The 23,430-nt window shown below is 61.9% G+C and carries 27 protein-coding genes and 1 pseudogene; 15 read left to right on the top strand and 13 right to left on the bottom strand.

The annotated features are described in order from the left end of the window. The first annotated feature begins 101 nt into the window (after positions 1-101). The 8 genes and pseudogenes from G3T16_RS22950 (at position 102) to fliR (ending at position 4,749) form a co-directional block, all read left to right on the top strand. A complete protein-coding gene (locus G3T16_RS22950) occupies positions 102-332 on the top strand; it encodes a hypothetical protein (protein ID WP_408610765.1) in 231 nt (76 codons plus the stop codon). 138 nt (positions 333-470) lie between these two features. Further along, complete coding sequence (gene fliL, locus G3T16_RS01810) at positions 471-947, top strand: flagellar basal body-associated protein FliL (protein WP_163493576.1); 477 nt, start codon at positions 471-473, stop codon at positions 945-947. Between the two features lie 18 nt (positions 948-965). Next, complete coding sequence (gene fliM, locus G3T16_RS01815) at positions 966-2,006, top strand: flagellar motor switch protein FliM (RefSeq protein ID WP_163493577.1); 1,041 nt, start codon at positions 966-968, stop codon at positions 2,004-2,006. Next, complete coding sequence (gene fliN / locus G3T16_RS01820; RefSeq protein ID WP_163493578.1) at positions 1,999-2,487, top strand: flagellar motor switch protein FliN; 489 nt, start codon at positions 1,999-2,001, stop codon at positions 2,485-2,487. Before fliM ends, fliN begins: the two co-directional genes overlap by 8 nt. Then, the gene (gene fliO, locus G3T16_RS01825) at positions 2,484-2,888 is read left to right on the top strand and encodes a flagellar biosynthetic protein FliO (RefSeq protein WP_163493579.1); all 405 of its coding nucleotides are present in this window, start codon (positions 2,484-2,486) and stop codon (positions 2,886-2,888) included. The genes fliN and fliO overlap by 4 nt, the downstream gene beginning before the upstream one ends. Continuing rightward, positions 2,885-3,636 (top strand): annotated as a pseudogene (fliP, locus tag G3T16_RS01830) (flagellar type III secretion system pore protein FliP). The gene fliO and the pseudogene fliP overlap by 4 nt, the downstream one beginning before the upstream one ends. A 39-nt stretch (positions 3,637-3,675) precedes the next feature. Next, positions 3,676-3,945 carry a flagellar biosynthesis protein FliQ gene (gene fliQ / locus G3T16_RS01835; RefSeq protein WP_163493580.1) on the top strand — a complete coding sequence of 90 codons (270 nt, stop codon included), beginning with the start codon at positions 3,676-3,678 and terminating at the stop codon, positions 3,943-3,945. A 12-nt stretch (positions 3,946-3,957) separates the two neighbouring features. After that, the gene (gene fliR, locus G3T16_RS01840; RefSeq protein WP_163493581.1) at positions 3,958-4,749 is read left to right on the top strand and encodes a flagellar biosynthetic protein FliR; all 792 of its coding nucleotides are present in this window, start codon (positions 3,958-3,960) and stop codon (positions 4,747-4,749) included. 25 nt (positions 4,750-4,774) lie between these two features. Here the strand turns inward: fliR and flgL are convergent, their stop codons facing one another. The 12 genes from flgL to flgB all read right to left on the bottom strand — a co-directional run bounded on the left by flgL (position 4,775) and on the right by flgB (position 14,219). Further along, entirely contained in the window at positions 4,775-5,971 is a 1,197-nt protein-coding gene (flgL, locus tag G3T16_RS01845; protein WP_163493582.1) for a flagellar hook-associated protein FlgL, read from the bottom strand. A gap of 22 nt (positions 5,972-5,993) precedes the next feature. Beyond that, positions 5,994-7,613, bottom strand: coding sequence for a flagellar hook-associated protein FlgK (flgK, locus tag G3T16_RS01850; RefSeq protein WP_163493583.1), 1,620 nt, complete (start codon positions 7,611-7,613; stop codon positions 5,994-5,996). Positions 7,614-7,693: 80 nt separating this feature from the next. Further along, a complete protein-coding gene (locus G3T16_RS01855; protein WP_163493584.1) occupies positions 7,694-8,029 on the bottom strand; it encodes a rod-binding protein in 336 nt (111 codons plus the stop codon). After that, on the bottom strand, positions 8,029-9,132 hold the full coding sequence (locus G3T16_RS01860) for a flagellar basal body P-ring protein FlgI (protein ID WP_232059221.1): 1,104 nt from the start codon (positions 9,130-9,132) through the stop codon (positions 8,029-8,031). Before G3T16_RS01860 ends, G3T16_RS01855 begins: the two co-directional genes overlap by 1 nt. A gap of 17 nt (positions 9,133-9,149) precedes the next feature. Further along, positions 9,150-9,833 (bottom strand): flagellar basal body L-ring protein FlgH, encoded by a 684-nt coding sequence (locus tag G3T16_RS01865; RefSeq protein ID WP_163493586.1) that lies wholly within the window; start codon positions 9,831-9,833, stop codon positions 9,150-9,152. A gap of 19 nt (positions 9,834-9,852) precedes the next feature. Next, positions 9,853-10,635 (bottom strand): flagellar basal-body rod protein FlgG, encoded by a 783-nt coding sequence (gene flgG / locus G3T16_RS01870; protein ID WP_163493587.1) that lies wholly within the window; start codon positions 10,633-10,635, stop codon positions 9,853-9,855. A 20-nt stretch (positions 10,636-10,655) separates the two neighbouring features. Beyond that, positions 10,656-11,414 (bottom strand): flagellar basal body rod protein FlgF, encoded by a 759-nt coding sequence (locus tag G3T16_RS01875; protein ID WP_163493588.1) that lies wholly within the window; start codon positions 11,412-11,414, stop codon positions 10,656-10,658. A 13-nt stretch (positions 11,415-11,427) separates the two neighbouring features. Further along, positions 11,428-11,949, bottom strand: coding sequence for a flagellar hook-basal body complex protein (locus G3T16_RS22315; RefSeq protein WP_197912002.1), 522 nt, complete (start codon positions 11,947-11,949; stop codon positions 11,428-11,430). Continuing rightward, entirely contained in the window at positions 11,865-12,617 is a 753-nt protein-coding gene (locus tag G3T16_RS22320) for a flagellar hook-basal body complex protein (protein ID WP_197911849.1), read from the bottom strand. Before G3T16_RS22320 ends, G3T16_RS22315 begins: the two co-directional genes overlap by 85 nt. 68 nt (positions 12,618-12,685) lie before the next feature. Continuing rightward, positions 12,686-13,366 carry a flagellar hook assembly protein FlgD gene (locus G3T16_RS01885; RefSeq protein WP_163493589.1) on the bottom strand — a complete coding sequence of 227 codons (681 nt, stop codon included), beginning with the start codon at positions 13,364-13,366 and terminating at the stop codon, positions 12,686-12,688. After that, complete coding sequence (flgC, locus tag G3T16_RS01890; RefSeq protein WP_163493590.1) at positions 13,366-13,773, bottom strand: flagellar basal body rod protein FlgC; 408 nt, start codon at positions 13,771-13,773, stop codon at positions 13,366-13,368. The genes G3T16_RS01885 and flgC overlap by 1 nt, the downstream gene beginning before the upstream one ends. 32 nt (positions 13,774-13,805) lie before the next feature. After that, positions 13,806-14,219, bottom strand: a complete 414-nt coding sequence (flgB, locus tag G3T16_RS01895) for a flagellar basal body rod protein FlgB (protein ID WP_163493591.1) — start codon at positions 14,217-14,219, stop codon at positions 13,806-13,808. A 173-nt stretch (positions 14,220-14,392) separates the two neighbouring features. Here flgB and flgA point away from each other — a divergent pair, with 173 nt between their 5' ends. The 7 genes from flgA (at position 14,393) to G3T16_RS01930 (ending at position 21,295) form a co-directional block, all read left to right on the top strand. Next, entirely contained in the window at positions 14,393-15,121 is a 729-nt protein-coding gene (flgA, locus tag G3T16_RS01900) for a flagellar basal body P-ring formation chaperone FlgA (protein WP_163493592.1), read from the top strand. Positions 15,122-15,396: 275 nt separating this feature from the next. Next, positions 15,397-15,687: a flagellar biosynthesis anti-sigma factor FlgM gene (gene flgM, locus G3T16_RS01905; RefSeq protein WP_163493593.1), complete on the top strand. Its 291-nt coding sequence runs from the start codon at positions 15,397-15,399 to the stop codon at positions 15,685-15,687. Next, the gene (locus G3T16_RS01910; protein ID WP_163493594.1) at positions 15,684-16,133 is read left to right on the top strand and encodes a flagella synthesis protein FlgN; all 450 of its coding nucleotides are present in this window, start codon (positions 15,684-15,686) and stop codon (positions 16,131-16,133) included. Before flgM ends, G3T16_RS01910 begins: the two co-directional genes overlap by 4 nt. 107 nt (positions 16,134-16,240) lie before the next feature. Then, entirely contained in the window at positions 16,241-17,482 is a 1,242-nt protein-coding gene (locus G3T16_RS01915) for an EAL and HDOD domain-containing protein (RefSeq protein ID WP_163493595.1), read from the top strand. Between the two features lie 195 nt (positions 17,483-17,677). Beyond that, positions 17,678-18,037: a hypothetical protein gene (locus G3T16_RS01920; protein WP_163493596.1), complete on the top strand. Its 360-nt coding sequence runs from the start codon at positions 17,678-17,680 to the stop codon at positions 18,035-18,037. Positions 18,038-18,441: 404 nt separating this feature from the next. Further along, positions 18,442-20,616 carry a putative bifunctional diguanylate cyclase/phosphodiesterase gene (locus G3T16_RS01925; protein WP_163493597.1) on the top strand — a complete coding sequence of 725 codons (2,175 nt, stop codon included), beginning with the start codon at positions 18,442-18,444 and terminating at the stop codon, positions 20,614-20,616. A 58-nt stretch (positions 20,617-20,674) separates the two neighbouring features. Further along, positions 20,675-21,295, top strand: coding sequence for a hypothetical protein (locus G3T16_RS01930; protein ID WP_163493598.1), 621 nt, complete (start codon positions 20,675-20,677; stop codon positions 21,293-21,295). 36 nt (positions 21,296-21,331) lie between these two features. Here G3T16_RS01930 and G3T16_RS01935 read toward each other — a convergent pair whose 3' ends face one another. Further along, positions 21,332-23,356 carry a protein-L-isoaspartate(D-aspartate) O-methyltransferase gene (locus G3T16_RS01935; protein ID WP_163493599.1) on the bottom strand — a complete coding sequence of 675 codons (2,025 nt, stop codon included), beginning with the start codon at positions 23,354-23,356 and terminating at the stop codon, positions 21,332-21,334. Between the last annotated feature and the right edge of the window lie 74 nt (positions 23,357-23,430).

Consider the following 23,430-nt stretch of genomic DNA (forward strand, 5'->3'; position numbering starts at 1 on the left):
CTCAACCCCGCCGACCTGGGCCCGCTGTCGGTGTCCCTGAAAATGGACGACCAGGGGCCCAGGCCCAGTTCCTGTCAGCCCACGCTACCGTGCGCGCAGCAGTGGAACAGGCGATTCCCCAGTTGCGGGAGGCACTTGCCGAGCAGGGAATCGCGCTGGGTGAGACCTCCGTCGGCGAACAACAGCAACAGGGTTCCGAGCAGTCCGGCAGCGGCCAGGGCCCGGCTGCTACCGCTGCGGTGACGGGTGCGGGAGAAGCTGCTGACCCGGCCACTGAGGCCGCGGCCACCGGGCTGGCGGCCGATCTGTCAGGCGTGGATATCTACGCCTGACAGCGACGAGCAAAGCGAGCCCAAACCGGGGGAATAAGCCAGAAATACCGGTCTATTCTCCCCATCACGGCCGCCCCGCCAGGGGCATACTGACCCCGTTGATTTCGACCCTTCCGCTTCGATACAAGACGCATACACATGGCAAATACACAAAATGATTCGCAGAAACACAAGTGGCTGATTATTGTGCTGCTGCTCCTCACATCCGCGCTGGCGGGGACCAACATCTACCTGCTGTTGCCCGGCGACAAGGTGGCGGAGCCGGGCGAAGAGGCGGTTGAAGCCGTCGAACCCGAGACCCCGCTGTTCGTCGAGATCGCACCGTTCACCGTCAACCTGCAGAGCGACAATTATGGCAACCGGCTGCTGTATACCGGTGTATCGCTGCAGGTCGGCGACGAAGCCACCAGGGACCTGCTGCTCCAGCATATGCCGCAGCTGCGCAGCCGCCTGCTTACCCTGATATCGGGACAGCAAGCGGAAGCGCTGATCTCGCCGCAGGGCAAGAGCGAACTGGTAGCCATGGTGCTCAATATGGTACAGAACGACCTGATTGCAGGACAGCCGGAACTCGCGGTGCGCGACGTGCTGTTCACCGAATTCATCGTCCAGTAAGCGAGCCGGCCTTCTCCCATGTCCCAGGATGATCTTTTATCGCAGGAAGAAATCGACGCCCTGCTGAGCGGCGACAGTGGCGACGGCAATGGCGGCGAGGAAAAAAGCACGGAACCGCGGATCAAGCCCTATGATCCGGCCTCCCAACAGCGGGTCATCCGCGAACGCCTGCAAACCCTCGACATCATCAACGAGCGATTTGCGCGCCACTTCCGAATGAGCCTGTTCAATCTGTTGCGGCGCAGCGCGGACATTACGGTCGAGTCCGTGCGCTACCAGAGTTACAAGGATTTTGCCCGCAACGTGCCGGTACCCACCAATATCAACCTGATCGCGATGAAGCCGCTGCGGGGCACGGCCCTGCTGGTATTTCCACCCAGCCTGGTGTTCATGGTGGTGGACAACCTGTTTGGTGGTGATGGCCGCTTCGTCACCAAGTCGGAGGGGCGCGAGTTCACCAACACCGAGCAACGCATTATCCGCCGGCTGCTGGATCTCGCCATCGATGCCTACCAGGAAGCCTGGCAGTCAGTGTACACACTGAACCTCAGTTACCTGCGCTCTGAAATCCAGGCCAAGTTTGCCAACATCACCAACTCCCCCAATGAAATCGTGGTCAATACCACCTTTCACCTGGAAGTGGGCAATCTCGCCAGCGACTTCCAGATCTGCATGCCCTACTCGATGATCGAGCCGCTGCGCGACCTGCTCACCAACCCGGCGATAGACGGCTCCAACGACCACACCTGGAGCCAGCGCATGGCGGGGGAACTGCGCCAGTCCGAGATTGAACTGGTTGCCGACTTCGCCGAGTTGTCCAGCACCATTGGCGAGGTGACCTCGCTCAAGGTCGGTGACGTGCTGCCCATGGATCTGCCCGGCACCGTCATCGCCCGTGTCGACGGCGTGCCCGTCATGGCCTGTGAATACGGCAATCGCAACAACCAGCGGGCGCTGCGGGTAGTCCGCATGATCGATCACATCCCCACAGACACCGGGCAGGACACCATCTTTGTCAAAGGATCCGTGCCACCCTCGAAGGAATCCGAAAATGACTGATCCCAAAAAACCCGACCCGAAAGCGGCCGAGAAAGCGGTCGAGGACGACTGGGCCGACGCCATGAACGAGCAGGAAACCGCCGAGCCTGAAGCTGCCGGAGAGGACCCCTGGGCCGCTGCGCTGGCGGAACAAGAGCCAGAGCCAGCCGCCGGCGAGGCGCAGTCCGCTGACGAGCGCGTGTTCAAGCCGCTGGAAAAGGGCGTGGACAACGTCAAGGTACGCGATCTCGAAATGATCATGGACATCCCGGTCAAGTTTACTGTGGAGCTGGGACGCACCCGTATCACGATCAAGCAACTGCTGGAGCTGGCCCAGGGCTCGGTGGTCGAACTGGACGGCCTGGCGGGCGAGCCGATGGATATCCTGATCAATGGCTATCTTATCGCCCAGGGCGAAGTCGTGGTGGTCGAGGACCGCTACGGCATCCGGATCACCGAAATCATCACACCCTCAGAGCGGGTCCAGAAACTCAACCGATGAACAGCCCCGCCGCAGGTAGTGAGGCGGTGCTGGGCCTGGCCACATTCGGCAAGACCGCCGCCGCGCTGGCCCTGGTGATCGTCGCTATTTTTCTTTGTGCCGCACTGGTCAGGCGTATCGGTCCGGGCCGCCAGGGGCGCGGCAATGTCCTGCGGGTGGTCAGCAGCGCCGCGGTCGGAACCCGGGAACGGGTCGTGGTAGTCGAAATCGACAATACCTGGCTGGTACTGGGCGTGGCCAGCGGCCAGGTCAACACATTGCACACACTGCCCGCCCCTCCCGATGAGGACGGCGGCAAGGCGGCAGCGCCCGGCGCAGAGGCCGGCTTTCCCGCCCGTCTCGCCCAGGCGCTGAAACACAACGCCGGCAAAACCCTGGGCCGTTCCGGAGACGGGGCGTGAAGCGACACTCCGGTCTGCAACTGCTGTTGCTGTTGATCCTGCTGTTGTTGCCCCAGGCCAGCTTCGCCCAGGCGGAACTGCCCGGCATAGTCAGCAGCCCCACCGCTGATGGCGGCCAGCAATGGTCGATCAAGCTGCAGACCCTGTTGCTGCTCAGCAGCCTGGCATTTCTGCCCGCGATGCTGCTGATGATGACCTGCTTCACGCGCATCATCATTGTGCTGGGCCTGCTGCGCATTGCGATGGGTACCCAGTCCGCTCCCCCCAACCAGGTGTTGCTGGGCCTCACCCTGTTTCTGACTTTCTTCGTGATGTCACCGGTGCTGAGCCAGGTCTATGAAGAGGCCTGGCAGCCACTGACCCGCGAGGAGATCAGCCTGGAACAATTCTTCAGCGTCGGCAGCCAGCCCTTCAGGGAATTCATGATGGCGCAGACCCGGGAGCCGGACCTGGCGCTGTTCGCCAGGCTGGCTGAGGTCGGCGCCATGCAGGGGCCGCAGGACGTGCCGATGCGGGTACTGCTGCCCGCCTTTGTCACCAGCGAGCTGAAAACCGCCTTCCAGATCGGTTTTACCATTTTCGTTCCATTCTTGATTATCGACCTGGTGGTCGCGAGTGTGTTGATGGCGCTGGGCATGATGATGGTGCCCCCGCCACCATCTCCCTACCGTTCAAGTTGATGCTGTTTGTGCTGGTCGATGGCTGGCAATTGATCATCGGTTCGCTCGCGGAGAGCTTCTTTATCTGACCGGACCGCCGGTACCGGCGCCCAGGAGAACAGTGTGTCATGACTCCCGAAACTGTAATGAGCCTGGCCTATCAAGGCATGCTGGTGGCACTGATGCTGGCCGGCCCGCTATTGCTGACCGCGCTGGCTATCGGCCTGCTGGTGAGCCTGTTTCAGGCCGCCACCCAGATCAACGAGATGACCCTGTCCTTCATCCCCAAGATCCTGGGGGTGTTCGGCGCGCTGGTGTTGATGGGCCCCTGGTTGCTGCAGCTGATTACCGATTTCACCCGCGATCTGCTGTTGAATATTCCACTGATGCTGTCCTGACGACCCGCGCCGATGATTGAGGTCAGCTTTGAACAGCTCCATACCTGGCTGACATTGTTCCTGTGGCCGTTCACCCGCATTACCGGCTTTGTGATGGCCTGCCCGCTGTGGGGTCACAGCTCGGTACCGAACCAGGTCAAGCTCGGGCTGGCGGCGATAATCTCTGTGGTACTCGCCCCCGTACTGCCGCCGCTGCCGGATATCCCGATCTATTCCTGGGCCGGAGTTGGCATCATGGTGGAGCAGCTGCTGGTCGGAGTTGCGATGGGGCTGGCCCTGCATGTGATGTTCGCAGCAGTGCAGGCTGCCGGCGAATTCATTGGCCTGCAAATGGGGCTGGGCTTTGCCACCTTCGTCGCGCCGGAGACCGGTGCCAACACGATGATTCTGTCGCGGCTGTTCCACATGATCACGCTGTTGATGTTCCTGGCAGTGGACGGCCACCTGATCGCGCTGGAGATATTGACCAGCAGCTTCAATACCTTGCCGGTGGGCCTGCTGGGCCTGAACACCGGGGCCTTTGAATTGTTGGTGCGATTCGGGGGCACCATCTTTGTCGCCGGCATGCTGCTGGCCCTGCCACTGGTGGGTTCGCTGCTGATCGTCAATCTTTCCCTGGGCATCCTCAACCGCTCGGCGCCGCAGCTGACCGTGTTCTCGGTGGGGTTTCCTACTTCGCTGCTGCTGGGCATGTTCCTGCTGACCGTACTGATGACTGACTTCGGCCGCTTCCTGCGGAACCTGTTCACTCAGGGGCTGGGCTTCATGGAGCAACTGCTGCAGCTCATGGCGCCTCTGCCCTGAGCCGCTGACTGCTTGCCGCCGCTTTTCAGAGGTAGTCGAACAGCGACAGACTCTTGATGTCCACGAAGGATTTTTGGGCCGCCTGCAGGCCCACCTGGCGCAGGGTGTATTCGGATATCGCTTCCACGTAGTCCAGGTCCACCAGGTCCGACAGGGTCTGCTCGTAGTTGAGCTCGCGGTTGCCGGCAACCGTATCCAGGATGTCCACTTCATTCAGCCGTGCACCGACCGATGCGCGGGTGGTGAGCACGTTGTCCAGACTGTTGTCAAACTCACGCATGACGGTACTGACCGTGTTTTGCAGCGCGGCCTTCTCGGCATCGGTGGCAGCGGGATTCTCCAGTACCGCCAGCGCCTTCTCGAAGCTGCGGAACAGGTCGGTATTCATATTCACTGCCCGGTCCACAGTAATGCTGTCGCCATTCGCAGGCTCACCTGCCAGCGTCAGTGACAGCCCGCCAAAAATCAGCGGCGCCCCGTCGCCGTAGGGCTGGGCGGCTCCGCCGTTGATGGAGTAGGTGGTGTTCGGGCCCGCCACCGTGAAGTCGATGGTAAAGGCATTGCCGTAGTCGGGGTCGCCCACATCGACAATATTGGGGCCCTTGAAGGTGATATTGCCGCTGTTGCCGTCATCGGCCTGGGCGACATAACCGGCACCGCTGTCCACGCTGCGGAAAATGGCCTCGCCGCTGTCTGCCACATCCAGCAGGCGGGACGCATCGATACGCTGTTGCCGGGTATTGCCGTCGCCCACGTAATTGACACTGCCATCCGGGTTGCGCACGAAAGGCTCGCTGCTGTCCTGATAGCCGCCAAACAGGTAGCGGCCATTGCCGTCGGTGGCATTGGCCTGGCCGACCACGGTCTCGTAGATACCGCGCAGGGTACTCGCGGTCGAGGCCCGATCGGCATCCGTGAGGGTACCGCTGGCCGCCTGGATCATCAGCGTCTTGGCACTGACCACCGCGTCGCTGACGCTGTTGAGAATGCTCTCCTGCTGGGACAGCGCGTTGCGGGCGCTGATCCGGGCGTCGGTGTACTGCTGATTTACCGCCTGGGCCTGGGATACCCGCACGGCACGCGAGGCGGCCTGGGGATCATCGGAGGGATTCACCACCCGGCGGCCGGTCGCCATCTGCTGCCCCACCTTCAGAAATTCGCCCTGCTGGCGGTTCATGGAGCTCATGCTCTGCTCGAACATAGTGACAGTGCTGATACGCATGGATCGGATCTCCCGGACTTGGTTAGCGCAGGCCCAACAGGGCATCGATGATGACGGTGCCGGTCTCGATGACCTTGGCATTGGCCTGGTAATACTGTTGATAGCGCAGCAGGTTGGCCGCTTCCTCGTCCAGGTTGACGCCCGAGTCGGATTGCTGCACTGCCCGCAGCTGCTCACTCAAGCCCTGCTGGGCACTGCGATTCAACTGAATGATATTGGTGCGGTTGCCGACATCGCCGACCAGCCCTGCGTAACCCTGGTTCAGGGTCGCGTTCCCACCTACCAGCGCTGCGTCCTGCAGCTTCTGCAGCGCCAGCGCGTTTTCATTGTCGCCGCTGCCGGTGCCCAGTCCCGCCGCTATCTGGGCGGTTTCGGTAACTTCGACCTCCATGGCTGCCGCCACCACCCGGGTAGGCTGGACTTCAAAGCGATCGCCGTCCACCAGGCCGCCCGGGGTAGCGATTGTCGCCAATACCCCTCCAAAACTGAGCTGGTCGCTGGCGTCCAGTGTGGCGGTAGTGGTGTCGCCTCCAGGCCGGGTTGTGATCTGGAACTGGCCCGTGGCCGCATCGAGTACCCGCAATTCATAGTCGCGGCCGGTGAGCTGGGCAATGTCGTCGAATTCGGCACTGATGGTAGCGGTACCGGCGTTGGTCTCATTAGTAAATGCGCGCGGCGCGCCGATGCTGAAGAAGTCCGCGCCCGGATCGCCATTGAGGTCGATACCGAGCTGGTGCTGCGCATTGAATCCCGCCACCAGCGACACGGCCAGCTGACCGACCTGATTCTGGGTCTTGTCCAGGGTTTCACTGCGGAAACTGAGCAAGCCTCCCAATGCCCCGCCCTTGAATACCGAGTCTTTCATTTCCACCAGGTTGCCGGCTGAATCCTGATAACCTATTACAGTGCGGGTGGGATCGGCAGCGGCGCTGACCGCCTCCAGACCGAAGCTGCGGGTGCCCGCCACCAGCGGCTGGCCATTGCCGATGGACAGGTTGTAGGTACCGCTTTCCTGCACCGTTAGCCGCACATCGACGCGCTCGTTCAGCTCGGCCACCAGGTGATCGCGCTGGTTGAGCAGACTGTTGGGGGCGTCGCCGGTTCTGGCCTTGGCCAACGCGATCTCGCGGTTCAGGTTGGCGATCTGGTCCGCGGTGTTGTTGATCTGGGTAATCTCGTCGCTGATCTGGCCGTCGATACCGCGCTGCATGTCCTGCAGATAGCTGTCAAAGGAGCGGAACTGCGCGCTTAGCGCCTCGGCGGCACCGATCACGCCCTGACGGGCGGCGGGGTCCGAGGGAGTGCTCACTAGATCCTCCAGCGAGGAAAAGAAATTCTGCAACAAGGCGGACAGACCCGCATCGCCATCGGCCAGCAGATTGTCGATCTGGCTGACCTGCGTTTCGTAGGCCTGCAGCGAGCTGGTCTTGGTGTTCGCCGCGTTCAGCTGCTCGGCAATATACTGATTGAACTGGCGCTGGATATCCTCGACCTTGACGCCATTGCCGACCTGGCTCTCGCCCAGGATGGTGATCTCCCGGTTGTAGCCGGGCGTGTACACATTGGAGATATTGTTGCTGGTGGTACTGAGCGCGTTCTGGGCCGCATTCAAACCGCTGAGACCGATGGAAAAAATACTCATGATAACTTTCCTCAAGACTGCTGGGACTATCGGCCATCAGCGCAGATTCTTTAGCGGGTTGCCCCGTTCCGGGAGCCTGTTCAGCTCCCCGCCTGGTCGGTGGGCACGGCGGGACTGTCGCTGCTCAGTTGCCGGATCAACTGGTCTGCCAGCCCCAGTCCGCGGCCGGCCATATGCTGGGACATCTGCTGATCAAACAGTGACTCATAGAAGCGGGTTTGCTGACTGTCCAGCAAGCCGGAACGGGGCGAGGCCTCGCGCATCGCCACCATCAGCTTGTTCAGGAACAGCGCCTCGAACTGGTTGGCCGCCTGTTTCAGGCCCTCGCCGGGGTCACTGCGATTGGTCTGTTTCAGACGCTCCAGGCCGCCCACGTCCAGCGCGAAACTGCCCGCCATATTGACGCTGTCACTCATCAGATAATCTCCAGTTCAGCCCGCAGCGAGCCGGCGGCCTTCAGGGCCTCCAGAATCGACATCAGGTCCTGGGCATTGGTACCCAGTGCATTGAGCGCGTCCACCACTTCCATCAGGTCCGCGCCTTCCACCATCCGCAGGGTGCCGGGCTGTTGCTGGATATCGATGTCACTGTCGGGTACTACCACTGTCTCACCCTCGCCGAAGGGGGCCGGCTGGCTGACGCCAAACGCCGTATCGATCACAATGGACAGGTTGCCGTGGGACACCGCAGCCGCCCGCAGCGATACCCGGCGGTTCAGCACCACCGAGCCGGTGCGGGAATTGATCACCACCCGTGCCGGCGAATCCATGGGGTTGACGTCGAGGCTTTCCACCCGCGCCATGAAAGCCACCCGCTGGTTCGGGTCGCCGGGGCCAGCCAGCTGGATGACCCGGCTGTCCAGCGCGCTGGCGACAGCGTAGCCAAACTCATCATTGATCGCCCGCACTACCCGCTGGGCAGTACCGAAATCCGCTTCCCGCAGTTGCAGTTCAAGACTGCCGCCGTTGGCCCCCAGCATGGACGGCACTGCCCGCTCCACCGTCGCGCCCGCGCTGATACGGCCCGACGCCTGCTGGTTGATCTGGACGCTGCTGCCGCCCGCCTCGGCCCCCGCGCCCCCCACCAGCAGGTTACCCTGGGCCAAGGCATAGGTGGCGCCGTCGGCACCTTTCAGGGGCGCCATCAACAGGGTTCCGCCACGCAGGCTGCGGGCGTTGCCGATGGAGGAGACCACGACATCAATCTGTTGGCCCGGCCGTACGAAGGGCGGCAAGCGGGCCGTTACCATCACCGCGGCGACGTTGCGCAACTGCATGTTGGTACCTGGCGGAATGGTAATGCCCAGCTGGGAAAACATGTTGACCAGGCTCTGGGTGGTAAACGGGGTCTGGGTGGTCTGGTCGCCGGTGCCATCGAGCCCCACCACCAGGCCATAGCCCACCAGCGCATTGCCGCGTACGCCGGCAAAATCCGCCAGCTCTCGCAGTTGTTCGCCGCGGGCGGGTGCATTTGCCACCAGTATCAACAGGCCAATCATCAGGCATCGTGCCCAGCGCATGGTATTCTCCCTGGCCATCAGAACGGCGAGACGTTGAGGAAGAAGCGCTGCAGCCAGCCCATGTTCTGCGCTTCATTGATGTAGCCGTCGCCGACGTATTCGATACGGGCGTCGGCCACCTGGGTCGACAACACGGTGTTGGCAGCAGTCACCGTATAGGGATCCACCATGCCGGAGAAGCGGATAAATTCCGTCCCCTGATTGATCGCAATCTGCTTTTCACCGCGCACCTGCAGGTTGCCGTTGGGGATGACGTTCACCACTGTTACCGTCAAGGTACCGGTGAAGGTGTTGTTGGCGCTGGCGCCGCCGCCGCCCAGGAACTGGTTGTCGCCGGTGATATCGAAACCGTAATCGAGCAGGTCCTCCAAGCCCTTGGGCACGCCATCGGGTGTCAGCGAGCCGCTGCCGGTGCGGTTGGCATTGCTCTGTGAGTTCTTGCTGGCACTGACCTGCTCATTCATCACGATCGTGATCACATCGCCCGCAGCGCGCGGGCGGCGGTCCTCGAACAGGGGCCGATAGCCCGCCTGGACCTGGAATATCGAGCCATTGGCGGGCCGCGCGACCGGGTCCGGCAGCGCTATTGGCGCTGGCGCCGGCACCACCGAGGTGCGCGGCAGCTGGCCACAGGCACTCACCAGCAGCAGAGTGATCAGTACCAGCAGGCGCAAACTACCCTTACAGTGTAGAAAATTCACGAGCGGGGACTCCCGATTGTCAGAGCTGGCTCAGACGCGACAACATCTCGTCGGAGGTCTGCACCGCCTTGCTGTTGATCTCGTAGGCGCGCTGGGTCTGGATCATGTTGACCATCTCCTCGACGACATTCACGTTCGAGGTCTCAACGTAGGCCTGGTAAAGAATACCGGCGCCATTCAGGCCCGGCAGGCTCTCGGTGCGGATACCGGAGGCATCGGTTTCCAGATACAGGTTCTCACCGATACTCTCCAGCCCGGCCGGATTGACAAAGGTCGACAGCGACATCTGCCCGACCTCGTTGGTCTGGGTGGTGCCGGGTTCCGTCACCGAGACGATGCCGTCCCGGCCGATGGTGATCGACAGCGCATTGTCGGGAATGACCACGGCCGGCTCCAGCGGATAGCCGCTGGAAGTCACCATCTGCCCGTTCTGGTCGAGCTGGAAGCTGCCATCACGGGTAAAGGCAGTGCTGCCATCGGGCATCAGGACCTGGAAAAAACCGTTGCCATTGATGGCCAGGTCGCGGGAATTGCCGGTGTTTTCCAGACCGCCCTGGCTGTGCAGGCGCTCGGTGGCGACCGGACGTACGCCGGTCCCCACCTGCAGACCGGAGGGCAGTGTGTTCTGGATATCGTTGCGGGCACCGGGCTGGCGCAGGTTCTGGTACAGCAGATCCTCAAACACGGCTCGCGACTTCTTGAAGCCGTTGGTGCTGACGTTCGCCAGGTTGTTGGAGATGACGTCCATCTTGACCTGCTGGGATTCGAGACCCGTCTTCGCAGTCCACAGGGATTTGATCACGGTATCCTACCTCTCGGCTATCAGCTTTGCAGGGACAACAGACTGTTGCCCTGCTGTGCATTGGTGTTGGCGTCGTCGATCACTTTCATTTGCATTTCGTAGCGACGCGCACTGTTAATCATGGCAACCATGGATTCGACCGCGCTGACATTGGAGCCCTCCAGCGCGCCGGACATCAGCCTGGCATTTTCATCTGCGGGCAGATCAGGCACTTCCCCCTCGGCATTGGGCAGCGCGCGGAACAGTCCGTCGATGCCACGCAGCAGGCCGTTTTCCACCGGTGTGACGAGCTTCAGACGGCCCACTTCGACGATCGCATCGGGATCCTCGCCGGCGCCGATCGCACTGATGGTGCCATCGGCGCCCAGTGACAGAGCGGAGCCCAGCGGCACCACCAGCGGGCCGCCGTCACCAATGACCGGCTTGCCGGCGCTGGTAATCATGCCGTTCCCGTCCACCTGCAGATCGCCGCGGCGGGTATAGGCCTCGCTGCCATCATCCGCCTGCACCGCCAGCCAGGCGCCATCCTGCAGGGCGACGTCCAGGTCGCGGCCGGTGGCGTTGACAGGACCGGCACTGAAATCAGAACCGGGGGTACTGGCCGCCACCGAAACCCGGGTCGGCAGCAGACCGTCGCCCTGCACCGGCACCGAGCGCATCGCGTTCAGCTGGGCCCGGAAACCGGAGGTGCTGACGTTGGCGAGGTTGTTGCTGACCACCGCCTGCTGATCAAAACTCTGCTTGGCGCCACTCATGGCTGTATAGAGAATGCGATCCATGATTCAGGCCCTGTTAGCGCAGGTTCACTGCGTTTTGCAGGACTTCGTCCTGGACCTTGATGGTCTGGGTGTTGGCCTGATAGGTGCGCTGGGCGATGATCAGGTCCACCAGCTCCCGGGTCAGGTCGACATTGGATGACTCCAGTGCACCGGCCTCGATATCGCCGAACAGGCCGGTACCGGCAAGGCCCACCAGAGCCTGGCCGGAGGCTCCCGTTTCCGCCCAGACGTTGTCACCCGCTGCCCGCAGTCCTTCAGGATTGCGGAAGTTGGCCAGTACGATGGTCCCCAGCACCTGGGACTGTTCGTTGGAATAGTTGCCCATCAGCTCGCCCGCTTCGTTGATGGTCACGCCCACCAGGCTACCGGCGGAGAAGCCATCCTGGTCGAGTGCATCCAGCGAAAAGTCATTGCCAAACTGGGTGGTGCCGTCAAAGTCGATCGGGAAGGTCAGTGGATCGACGCCCCCGGGAGAGCAAAGGCGTAATTGGGGAAGGTGCTGGCGCCATCGTCCAGGGTACCGTTGGTATTGAATACCAGTTCACCCACATTGACCGTGTCGTCGGCCCCGTCCACTGCCACCCGGGTTTCCCAGGTGTTGTCGGCGGTCTTGGTGAAGTAGAGCGTCATCGTGTGCTGGATGCCCTGCGAGTCAAACGCGGTACCGGTGTTGGCGTAGGTATAGGTGTCGCCGTCGGCGGGGTCAAAGGGCACCACGCCGCGGTCAATGGTGTCCGAGCGGCCGTCCAGGTTGAGCGAAGCATCAACAGCGGTGGTCGGGACGGCGGCCAGGCCACCAGCCGGAACCTGCAGTTCGACGGGAGCACCGCCGGCACCGACGCCGGCAGGGAAGCCGGTCAGCCGAGCGCCCTGGGCGTTTTCCAGATAGCCCTCACGGGTCATCGTGAGCTGGCCATTGCGCGAATATACCGCTTCATCGTTCTGCGAAAAACGCAGAAACCCGGTGCCGCTGATCGCCAGGTCCAGGTTGCGGTTGGTGGTTTCGAGGGTGCCGTTGCTGAAGTCCTGCAGGATGGCTGATACCCGGGTACCCAGGCCCGCGCCAGCGCCGGCATACACATCGGCAAACTGCACACCCGCACCCTTGAAGCCCACTGTCTGCGAGTTGGCGATATTGTTGCCCACCACGTCAAGGTTGGTGGCCGCAGCCTTGAGACCGCTAAGTGCCTGTGAAAAACCCATATTCCATCTCCTTGCTTGTACTAGCGTATGTTGGATCCGATCCCCGGATCAGGGGAAATGCATGAATCTCAGAGAATCTTGCGAATCTCGTCCAGTGCCACCTGGCCGGAAATGCCACCCAGGTCCAGCCGGGGACCATCGTCGCCGGTACTGATACCACTCACCAGCGCATAGTTGAGTACCGTACTGGCTACCCGGTCGCCCTCGGCAGTCGCCTCGACGCTGACCCGGTAGGCTCCCTCAGGAGCCAGGCTGCCATCGGTCATGGTGCCGTCCCAGGTCAGTGACTCGACTCCGGCGTCCATCGGGAAGGGCTCAAACCTGCGCACCACCTCACCGCCACCGCTATAGATAGTCACGGTCACGGCGTCGGCTGGCCGTGCCAGCTCAATCCCGATCGGGGTGGTGCTGCCCTCTTCACCGGCCAGTACACGATCACCCGGTACCAACACGCCCTTGCCGATCAGGCCGGCGGCCTGCAGTGTCTGGCCCGCATCGATCTGGTCGTTGATCCCGGCCAGCGTAGTATTGAGCTCGGCGATGCCACTGACCGTATTGATCTGTGCGATCTGGGAGGTCATCTCCGCATTTTCCATCGGGTTCATCGGATCCTGGTGCTTGAGCTGGGCCACCAGCAGGGTCATGAAACTTTCCTGCAACTCCGCCGCCTTGGCAGCCCCGCCCGCTGCGCCGGTGGTGGTGTTGAGCGAGTTCAGGACATTCGAATCAATGCTGCTTGTCGCCGGCATCAGCTTTCTCCCAGAGTCAGTGTTTTCAGCATCAGCTGCTTGCTGGTATTGAGTACTTCGACATTGGCCTGATAGGACTTGGAGGCCGAGATCATGTTGATCATTTCATGTACCGGCTCGACATTGGGCATGGTCACGTAGCCGGCCTCGTCCGCCAGCGGATCGCCCGGACGGTATTCCTGACGCATCGGCGCGTTGTCCTCGATGACTCCGCTGACCCGCACACCGCCGATACCGGTGTTGTTCCTGTCCACCGTTTCAAACATGACCTGCCTGGCCCGGTAGGGTTCGCCGTCGGGACCGGCGACGCTGTCCGCATTGGCCAGGTTGCTGGCCGAGACATTCATGCGCTGTGCCTGGGCGGTCAGCGCGGATCCGGAAATATCAAAAATATTGAACATCGACATACTGCGTTCCTTCGGTTACTCGCCCATCCCGCTTATTCAGACTGCATGGCAGACTTGAGCCCCTGGATCCGGCTCTTGGCCATGGACAATGCCGCCTGATAGCGTACGCTGTTGTCGGCAAAGGCCACCCGCTCGCGATCCATGTCGACGGTATTGCCATCCAGGCTTGGCTGGTCCGGCACCCGGTACAGCAGATTCTGCGCGCCGGACGACTGCAGCCCGCCCTCGATATGGCGGGCAGAGGTCGTGCTCAGCGCCAGTCCACGATTGCCATTGCCGTCAGGTCCCGCGGCCCGCGCCAGCTCTTCGGCGAAGTGGAAGTCCCGCGCCTTGTAGTTGGGCGTATCGGCATTGGCGATATTGGTGGCCAGGACCTGTTGCCGTTGGTGCCGCAGGCCCAGTGCCTGCTGATAGAAGTCCAGGGACCCGGCGATTTTGTCGATCATGTGCATTGACTCCGAATTGCCAGCGCTTTGCAGCAGAATCAAGAGTAAAGCCGATGCCGTCATCTCAAAATCGCAAACAGACCCGTATTTGTTGTCTATTTCTCTTTTTCGTCGGGCAGCACCAGGCCCTACACTAGCCGGCAGGTTCACAATTCCGGTATCTGCCCAGGTCCATGAAATATTTCGCCCACATCGTCCGGCCCGCCGCGACCCGTCTGCGCCCCATCTGGCTACTACTGATGCTGCTGGCTTGCAGTGTGCCGGCCATTGCGGGGCAACAGCAGGAAATGGCGGAACAGCGGCAGGTAATGGATGCCGTACACCACTTCCTGCGGCAGCACACCCGGTCGCTGGGAGAACAGGTAGAGATCGAGGTCGTCCCGCCGCGGGTCAACTTTCCCGCCTGCCCGAACCCCCAGCCCTTCCTGCCCGGGCGTGAGCAGGCCCGCTGGGGCCGCCTGTCGGTAGGTGTGCGCTGTGGCGACGATGAGCGGCTGCGCTACCTGCAGGCACAGGTCAGTGTCATCAGTCGCTATTGGGTCACCTCCCGCGCGCTGGACAAGGACACACCGCTGGATGCCTCGGTGCTTACCCAGCAGACTGGCGACCTGGGACGCCTGCCCCGGCAGGTGATCCGCAATCTGGACGATATCGAGGGCACGGTAACGCGCAGACCACTGGCAGCTGGCACGGTACTGCAGCAGGCGCTGCTGCGGGTGCCTCCGCTGGTTGAGAGGCGCCAGGCGGTAACCGTGGAAGCTGCCGGCAGCGGCTTCCGCATCTCCCGTCAGGGACGTGCCATGGACGCCGGCGCCAGGGGTGACAGGATCCGCATCCGGCTGCCCAACCGCGAGGTTCTGCAGGCAGCGGTTATCGGTCCGGGGCGGGTTGCTGTAAACTAGTATTGGGTACTCGCTGTAAACAGGCCCTGAAGTGAATGGCACTTACTTGAGGGTTTCGGGACTTCGTAGCCCGGTCGACATCCTGGGAGGGTGCTTTCGAGACACGCCGTGAACCCTTCCGTGGGGGCTCGGATGCGACATCCATGTCGCATACGGTCTCGAAAGCACCCTCCCAGGACGCCGACCTTCTACCGGAGCGAGCTAAACTAAGTGCCATTCGCCCTAAAGTGATGAGCTACAGTGCCGATATAGAGGCTATATGATATCTACCGGAGATGATCACATTGAAAATTAACGGCTATTCCTCTCCCACGCAGGCCGGCCAGGCCGCCCCGGGCAGGAACGAAGGCAAAACCGCCGCAGCGCCCAGCAGTGCAGCTGCTTCCCCTGCCGCGGTGACGCACCTGAGCTCTTCCACCGGAGACACCAGCAGGGACGTCGACACTGCGCGGGTCGCGGAAATTCGCCAGGCAATTGCAGAGGGCCGCCTGGAATTTCGTGCCGACCTGATCGCGGACAAGCTGATCGCCAGCGTCCAGGACCTGCTGGACCAGGATCAACAGTGAGCCTGGAGCCGCACCTCGAAAGCCAAAAGGCGCGCCTTGAGCGCCTGCGGGTGCTGCTGACCCGCGAACAGGGCCTGCTTACTGAAGGCCAGGTCAGCAGCGAGGAACTGGCCACCGTCGCCAGCGAAAAACAGCGCGAGCTGAAAGAAATTGAGGCCTTCGAAGCGCAGCGGCGCAAGGCCCAGCAACGTCTCGGCTATGGCATGGGACGCTCTGGAGCCCGACAGGCAGCCATCCAGGCCGGCTGTCCTGAGCTGTGGGCGACCATCGAGCAGCTGGCCACGGAAGTCGGCCGCCTCAACCAGCTCAATGGCAAATTGATCCATCTGCGGCTGGAAAACAACCAGCGCATGCTGAATTTTCTCCAGGAAGCTGCCGGCGCAGGCCTCTATGGCCCCGATGGCCAGGCGGGATTGCGAGTGGGTCAAGTGGACTCCCGGGTCTGAACAACTGCGACCGACGACAATCCTGATCATAGTTTGCCACCTTTTGCGGAGCGGCGCGCGCTCGGCAAGGCGCCGGCCCGGCCTGGTGAAAATGGAGAGAATTGTCAGTGATTGACGTGCAGGAACTGGCCAACACCCCTCCCCTCGATATATTGCTGAGCTGTCAGCCGGTCTACACCCGCAACCAGGATGTGGCTGCCTTCTATCTGATGCTGCAACACACGGATGCCGACGGCATGATCGCGATGAGCGACATCCAGGCGCTGGTGCCGGTAGTGCTGGAGAACTATGCAAAACTGTTCCAGCACGGCAAGATCGGACCGGTTCCGTGCATTATCCGGATCACACCCCAGATCCTGTTCGATTCTGCATTGCTGGAACTGCCCCGCAAGCAACTGATCCTGGAGATCAGCGAGGCCGAATCGCTGCCGCCCGGGGAGCTGACCCGGCACCTGCAACAGCTCTCCGCGAACGGGCACCGCCTGGCGCTGGACTGCAGCACGCTGAATATAGCTGATGCCGACCAGCTCCTGGGGACCGTGCATATTGCGCGCCTGGACCTGGACAGACTGAACAGCGATGAATTGCAGCGAGCATTGAAAAGACTCAAGCGCGGCGGCATCGACATTCTGGCTCACAATATCTGCGACGAGGCACAGTTCCGGGATTGTGTCGAGCAGGGCTTTACCTATTACCACGGCCCATTCCTGGGCAAGCCTACACCGGTGCAAGGCCGAAAAATCGGTGGCAACAAAGTACTGCTGCTGCAATTGCTGGCGAAACTGCAGGATCCCGACGCCACCGTCACCAGTCTCGAGGCTATCGCGATCAGGGACGCGACTCTCACCTACCGTCTTCTTCGAATTGTCAACGCCGCAGCCCTGGGATTTCGACGTAAAGTGGATACCCTGTCCGAGGCCATCACTCTGCTCGGCACAGAGGAGATCAAGCGCTGGGTCAATCTGTTTCTGGTCGAAAATGAGCCGGGCAAGCCCGGCGAGCTGACCCGCAACATGCTGGTGCGCGCCCGGATGTGCGAGATTCTGGCGCAACTGGGCAACCAGCCCAATCCGGTCAATTACTTCATCGTCGGTTTGCTGTCGCAGCTGGATGTGCTGATGGATATCAGCATGCCGGACCTGATGGAACAGGTGCCACTGGGCCCTGAAGTCAAACTCGCACTGCTGCAGCGTGCCGGTAGCCAGGGCGAAACACTGGCTGAAGTCGAGCGCTATGAGCAGGGCCGTTTCGATGAATTGCAGGATCTGTACAACAAGGCGTATTACGAGGTCGCCTACCGGCACGCCAGCGCCTGGGCCCGACAGGTCGAATTCGAGCTTCATGGCTGAATACAAGCGCGCGGAGGCACTCTGCGCTGCGATCGCCCTTCCTACCCGCCCTACCTACATTTTTCTTCTACGGTCATAAAGTCCCGGCGACGGCGGCCGATAACTTTATTGAGCAGTTGGCATCACGCGACCAGGCGGAAGCACCTTGGTCCGGTCCGGTCGCCATTGACTTGACCCAAGAGAGGAGCCCTGACTATGTCAGTTACACTCGAAAATCCCCTTACCGCGGCGCCGCGGCGTGCGCCGCTGATCACTCTGGCACTGGCCGCGCTGGCCCTTGTCGCCGCAAGCCCGGCAGTTGTCGCCTGTGACCAGCCCGCGTTCAGTTACCAGATCCCCGACGGCAAGTCCGCGGATGAAGCTGCGATGGCCGCGGCCCAGCAGGCGGTTAAATCCTACGTCGAGGCCGGTGAGAGTTTCATCAGCTGCCTGGAGCAGGACGGCAGTGTCAACTCGGGTAACCTGGCCCGCCTGCGCAATTCCACCATTGATGACATGGAGCAGATCGCCGCCAAGTTCAACCGACAGCTGCGCCAGTATCGAAAGGCCAACTGATCTCATGCCCTCCCTCTTTTGCCGCATTGGCGGGCCCACAAACCGCGCTCTGCCTTGTTGCCTGCTCTCGACATAAGCCCGCCACCACGCCTGCGCCGGTCTGGCCTGCCCTGGACCGGCTGGCAGTCCGCCCTGAATCGGCGCGAGAGGAAGGAGTTGACAACACCTTCCTGCAAGCTGATTTCCAGCCTGGAGACCGGCCATCGGCAGTTGAACCGGTACCTGTCCGGGCCGGCAGGTAGCAGTCGCGTTAGCGCCCGATTCTGCTATCATCAGTTGACGGGTGGTTCATGGCGAATCGGCGACGGGGCCGGCGGGGAGCGAATTGAAGCCTACAGTCAGTACAGGCGCGAGCATCCAGCCAGCAGCATCCCGAGGCGTCTGTAGACAAGGCTTTTGATATCATGGAATTTTCGCATTCAAAGCACGGTCGAGCCGCCGATTGGGGCCATCACCCGCTGCCTGCAGGCGTGATTCTGGCTGTGGATGACGACCCGGGCAGCCTGCTGCTGGCATCTGAATACTTCGGCTCCGAAGGCTATCGCGTTGACACCGCCCTCAGCGGCGACGACGCGCTGGCGCGCATCGAACAGATCCAGCCGGACATCATTTTGCTGGACATTATCATGCCGGGCATGGATGGCTACGAGGTATGCCGCCGTATCAGGCGCATGCCGCATTTCAAGAGCACCCCCATCATCATCCTCACCTCGCTGGACAACAGCGATGCCGAGCAGCGCGCCTACGATATAGGCGCCTGGGATTTCGTCACCAAACCAATCCACTGGCCGACACTCAAACACCGGGTGCAGTTTGCGCTGCGTGCATCCCGCGCCATGATGGCGGAAAGATCGGCGGACCGGTTTGCGCGCGTGATCAACCAGTCTCCGAATGAAGTGTTGATATTCGACTCGGTATCGCTGCTGGTGCTGGACGAGAACGTCAGTGCGCTAAGGAATCTCGGCTACAGCAAGGAAGAACTCAAGAATCTGAGTTTCATCCAGACCCTGCACGGCGAGACACCGGAGTCGCTGGAATCCATTTTGCAGCAGGTGAGATTGCGCCAGCAGGAAAAATTCAAGTTCCAGATGCAGCGCAAGGACGGTTCAACCTACTCGACCGAGGCCACGCTACTGTACTCTGTCGAAGAGGATCCCCGAGTCTATGTAGCAATCCTACAGGATACCAGTGAAAAACACCGTATCGAAGAAGAACTTCACCGACTGTCCTTCTACGATGAATTGACGGGCCTGGCAAACCGGCGCCTGCTCGAAGACCAGGCCGGCCAGTTGTTGTCCATGGCCCAGCGCAATGGCCATCGCTGCGCGGTCTGCATTCTCGACCTGGACGGGATCCGGCACATCAATGACGCGCTGGGACCCGCGGTCGGAGACCTGTTGCTGCAGCAGATCTCGCAGCGGCTCGCAGACGTGGTGCGGCGGTTTGACCTGATAGCGCGTGACGAATCGTCCTCTCCGGCAAACTCCGGCACGCAGCTGGCACGTTTTGGCGGCGACGAGTTTGTGCTGGTACTGAGCGATTTCGACAACCCCCTGGACCCCGCCAAGGCTGCAGAGCGCATTCTGGAGGCCGTGGCCCTGCCCTGCCTGATCCAGGACAATCAACTGAGCCTGACCGCGTCCATGGGTATCTCGCTGTACCCGGACGACGGCGACAACCTGGATGAACTGGTGCAGCGCGCCCACACCGCGATGTACGCTGCCAAGCGCGCCGGCAAAAATCGCTACTCCTTCTTCACCGAAGAAAACAACCGCAATCTGATCAGCCGGATGCAACTGGAAGCGGAGCTGCGGGCCGCTATCGAGAACGAGGAGTTCGAGCTGCACTACCAGCCCCTGGTCGACACTGCCCTGCAGCGGGTAACCGGCGCGGAATGCCTGCTGCGCTGGCGTCACCCCGACGGCATGCGTTTTCCCGACCAGTTTATTCCGCTGGCCGAGGAGACCGGGCTGATCCTGCCGATTGGCGAGTGGGTGCTGCGCGAGACCGTCGCCCAGCTGAACCGGTGGGCCGACGTTATCGGCGAGGATTTCGGGCTCTCGGTCAATATTTCCAGCTTGCAGATCCGTGAACAGCGTTTTCTGGAACGCACCCGTGAACTGCTGAAGGCGAACCCGATAGCAGATGGCCACCTGATTTTCGAGCTCACGGAAAGCTCTCTGATAGAAGACGTGGAGGGCACGATCCGGTGGTTGCGCGACATCGAGAGTCTGGGCATTCGCATTGCGATCGACGACTTCGGTACCGGCTATTCCTCGCTCAACTACCTGGTAAGACTGCCGGTCTATTGCATCAAGATCGACCGCGTCTTCGTCAACAACGTCGACCACGACCGCGATCAGGCAGCCATCGTCCTGGCCATCTTCCAGATGGCCAGGGCCCTGCGGATCGAGGTAGTCGTCGAGGGGGTGGAAACCCGGGAGCAGCTCGCTACACTGACCGCCATGGGCTCCTGCGGCATCCAGGGCTGGCTGGTGAGCAAGGCGCTTCCGGTCGACCGTTTCGAGCAATTTCTGCAGGAATTTCCACCCTCGGAGCTGCCGGCTCCCGCACTCTGAACGCCGCCCGCTCCGGCGAACACACAACCCGGACAGGCAACCGGAAACAGGAGTTATTGTGTCAATTCGCTTTCTTCGCAGGCGGCGCCGGTCGCTGTCAAAACTCGCCTGGGGACTGATACCGCTGGCCCTGATCGTCGCCACACTGCTGCTGTTGCGCCCCTCCGGCTCCGATGACGGCAGCGCGGACATTAGCCTGGTCGCCAGCTATCCCGATGCCGAGCTGTGGGCGGTTAATCCCGGACTGCGCCCCGGCGCTGCCGGGCAGGAGTTTGTGGCGCCCAACAGCGCACGACGCAACCGGGTATTGCAACGGCTCGGTCAGTTTCGGGCTGATTACCGGCAGTCTGCTCCCTTCCTGACAATAAGCCACAGTGCCGGCTCGCCGGCCCGGCGCCAATTCGCCCGGGAGCTCGCAGGGGTTCTGGCCCAGCACGATCTTGGCGCCGCGGGCGCCGGGCCGGCTCCGGCGGAGGCAGAGAGAGAGGCCGACATCATCGTGCGCGCCGCCCGGCGCGACCAGAACATTGTTCGGGCCCTGCTGCAGGCGCTTTCGCCCTACTATTCTGCGCATGTACTCCTGTTATTCGACGAATCCATCAGGCTCGACAGACTGAGCCTGCACATCGCCGGTGACCCCACATTCACCCGCGAAGGGCTTGCGATCTTCCCGCGATAACTCCGGCGCTCACCGAGCTGCAGTGCAAACGGCCTGTCAAAGACCAAAGGGCCAGGTATCGGGCATCCCCTGCTGCTCCCGAAACCCCAGCGGTGTCACCGCGCCGGTTTCATCAAACCATATATAATCGTCGAACTGCTCCCCGAGGCGGGCGTGGAAATAGTGGCTGGCCCACTCCGTCGCAGGCCGGTAAATCACGCCGATGGCCCGCTCCGGGCGCTCCTCGACCAGCCTGCCACGCAGATCCGGGGCAACGTACCGGCGGCCCACCGGCACACTGAAGGCAGGAATACCGGTATCGTGGCAAAGCCGCTCCCAGCTGCCGGCCAGCGACGGCACCACCTTCATCACCTCCATTGCTCCGCCCCAATCGCTGGCGGCGGCAACCGTGCCACTGTGGGTCCCCATACCAACCAGGTAGGCATCGTCGCCAAAAGCCTGGCGACACAGCTGACCCAGGTTGTGCTGACCGCGCACCGACACTTCGGTAGCCCTGGCATCGCCGATATGGGAGTTATGCGCCCACACCACGATCTTCCCATTTTCACGATACTCCAGCAGTGAACGGAGGGTATCGAACATATGGCTGTCCCGGAGGTTCCAGGAGTCGGCAAGGCCGTCGTACAGGCTCCGGTAATACTGTTCGGCATTGGCCACCAGACGGGCATTGTGCATCGCGTCCAGGAAGCTGTCGCCGTCCTGGGCCATGTATTCGAGCTGCCGCTCCATCATGGCGGTCAGGATATCCACCACTTCACTCTCGCACTCGCGGTAGCGGCCCGACATCGCAGCACGGCCATAGGTAGCAGGATCTTGTTGCCATGGTGTAAGACAACCATAGCGCTCGCGGGCGTCCCGGGCGGCGGCGGGGTCGATACGCTGCAGGTAGTTGATGACCTCATCCATGGAGGTATACATGCTGTACAGATCGAGGCCATAGAACCTCACTCGCGAACCGATGTCCGCAATGCCGCCATTGTGTCGCCGCAGCCATTCGACGAATTCCTGAACCTGGGTATTGCGCCACATCCAGGTCGGAAAACGGCTGAACGCGCGCCACTCCGAAGGCGGCATCCTCAAATCGCGCACATAGTGATCTACACGGGCCGCATCGGGCCAATCCGCTTCCACTGCCACCCCGGTGTAATGCTTCTGTTCGATCAGTCGTTGTGTGAGACGGGCCCGGATACGATAAAACTCCTCGCTGCCGTGGCTCGCCTCGCCGATCAATACCACCCGGCTGTCGCCAATGCGCCTGAGCAAATTGTCCAGCTTGGTATCGCCGTCGAGCGGTTCCGCCGCGGCAGCCAGCAGTTGCGAAGTCGTAGCCGGCTGCTCGGATGCACCAAGGTTCCCGGCGCGCGGGCGCCGTCGATCGTTGTGCCGATGCGAGTCACCGGGCCAGCCCGCCTCGCCGATCAACGGCACGAACCGCACAGGTCCCAGTTCCTCCCGCTCAAATTCGTCTTCTCCGATGCGGGTCAGCCGGACCAGTCCCTGCATCGCTGCGCTGCCGACCGGCATGACCAGGCGGCCCCCGACACTCAATTGAAGCTTCAGCGGTTCGGGAATGGCCGGGGCGCCGGCAGCGACCACAATACCATCGAAGGGCCGGGCCGCCGGCCAGCCTACCGAGCCATCGCCGTGGATCACTTCGACATTGTCGTAACCGAGCTCGCGCAGCAGTTCGCTGGCCGCGGCCGCGAGTGCCGGTACCCGTTCAATGCTGTAGACCCTGCCAGCCATTTCCGCCAGAACCGCCGCGGCATAGCCCGAACCGGTGCCCACATCCAGAACCCGGGCATCGGCCGGCAGTTGCAGGGCATTCAGCATCGACGCGACCACCCAGGGCTGGGAAATGGTCTGGTCACAGGCGATCGGCAGCGCTGTATCCTCGTAGGCAAATTCCCGCATATTGGCGGGCAGGAAGCGCTCCCGCGGTACCCGCCGCATCGCATTGAGAACCCGCTCATCGTCAATACCCCGCGCGGCCAGCTGCAGTTGCACCATGGCCTCACGCTGGGTCTCGCAATTACTGCTGTTGTCGTGGTTTGCACTCATGACCGGTACCTCCGTCACAACCGGCAAGGCCGCGCCCACCTCGCGCTGGGTTCAAGCGCCAGCGTCGCCTGCAA

Origin of the sequence: Kineobactrum salinum, from assembly GCF_010669285.1 — a bacterium.
Classification (GTDB): domain Bacteria; phylum Pseudomonadota; class Gammaproteobacteria; order Pseudomonadales; family Halieaceae; genus Kineobactrum; species Kineobactrum salinum.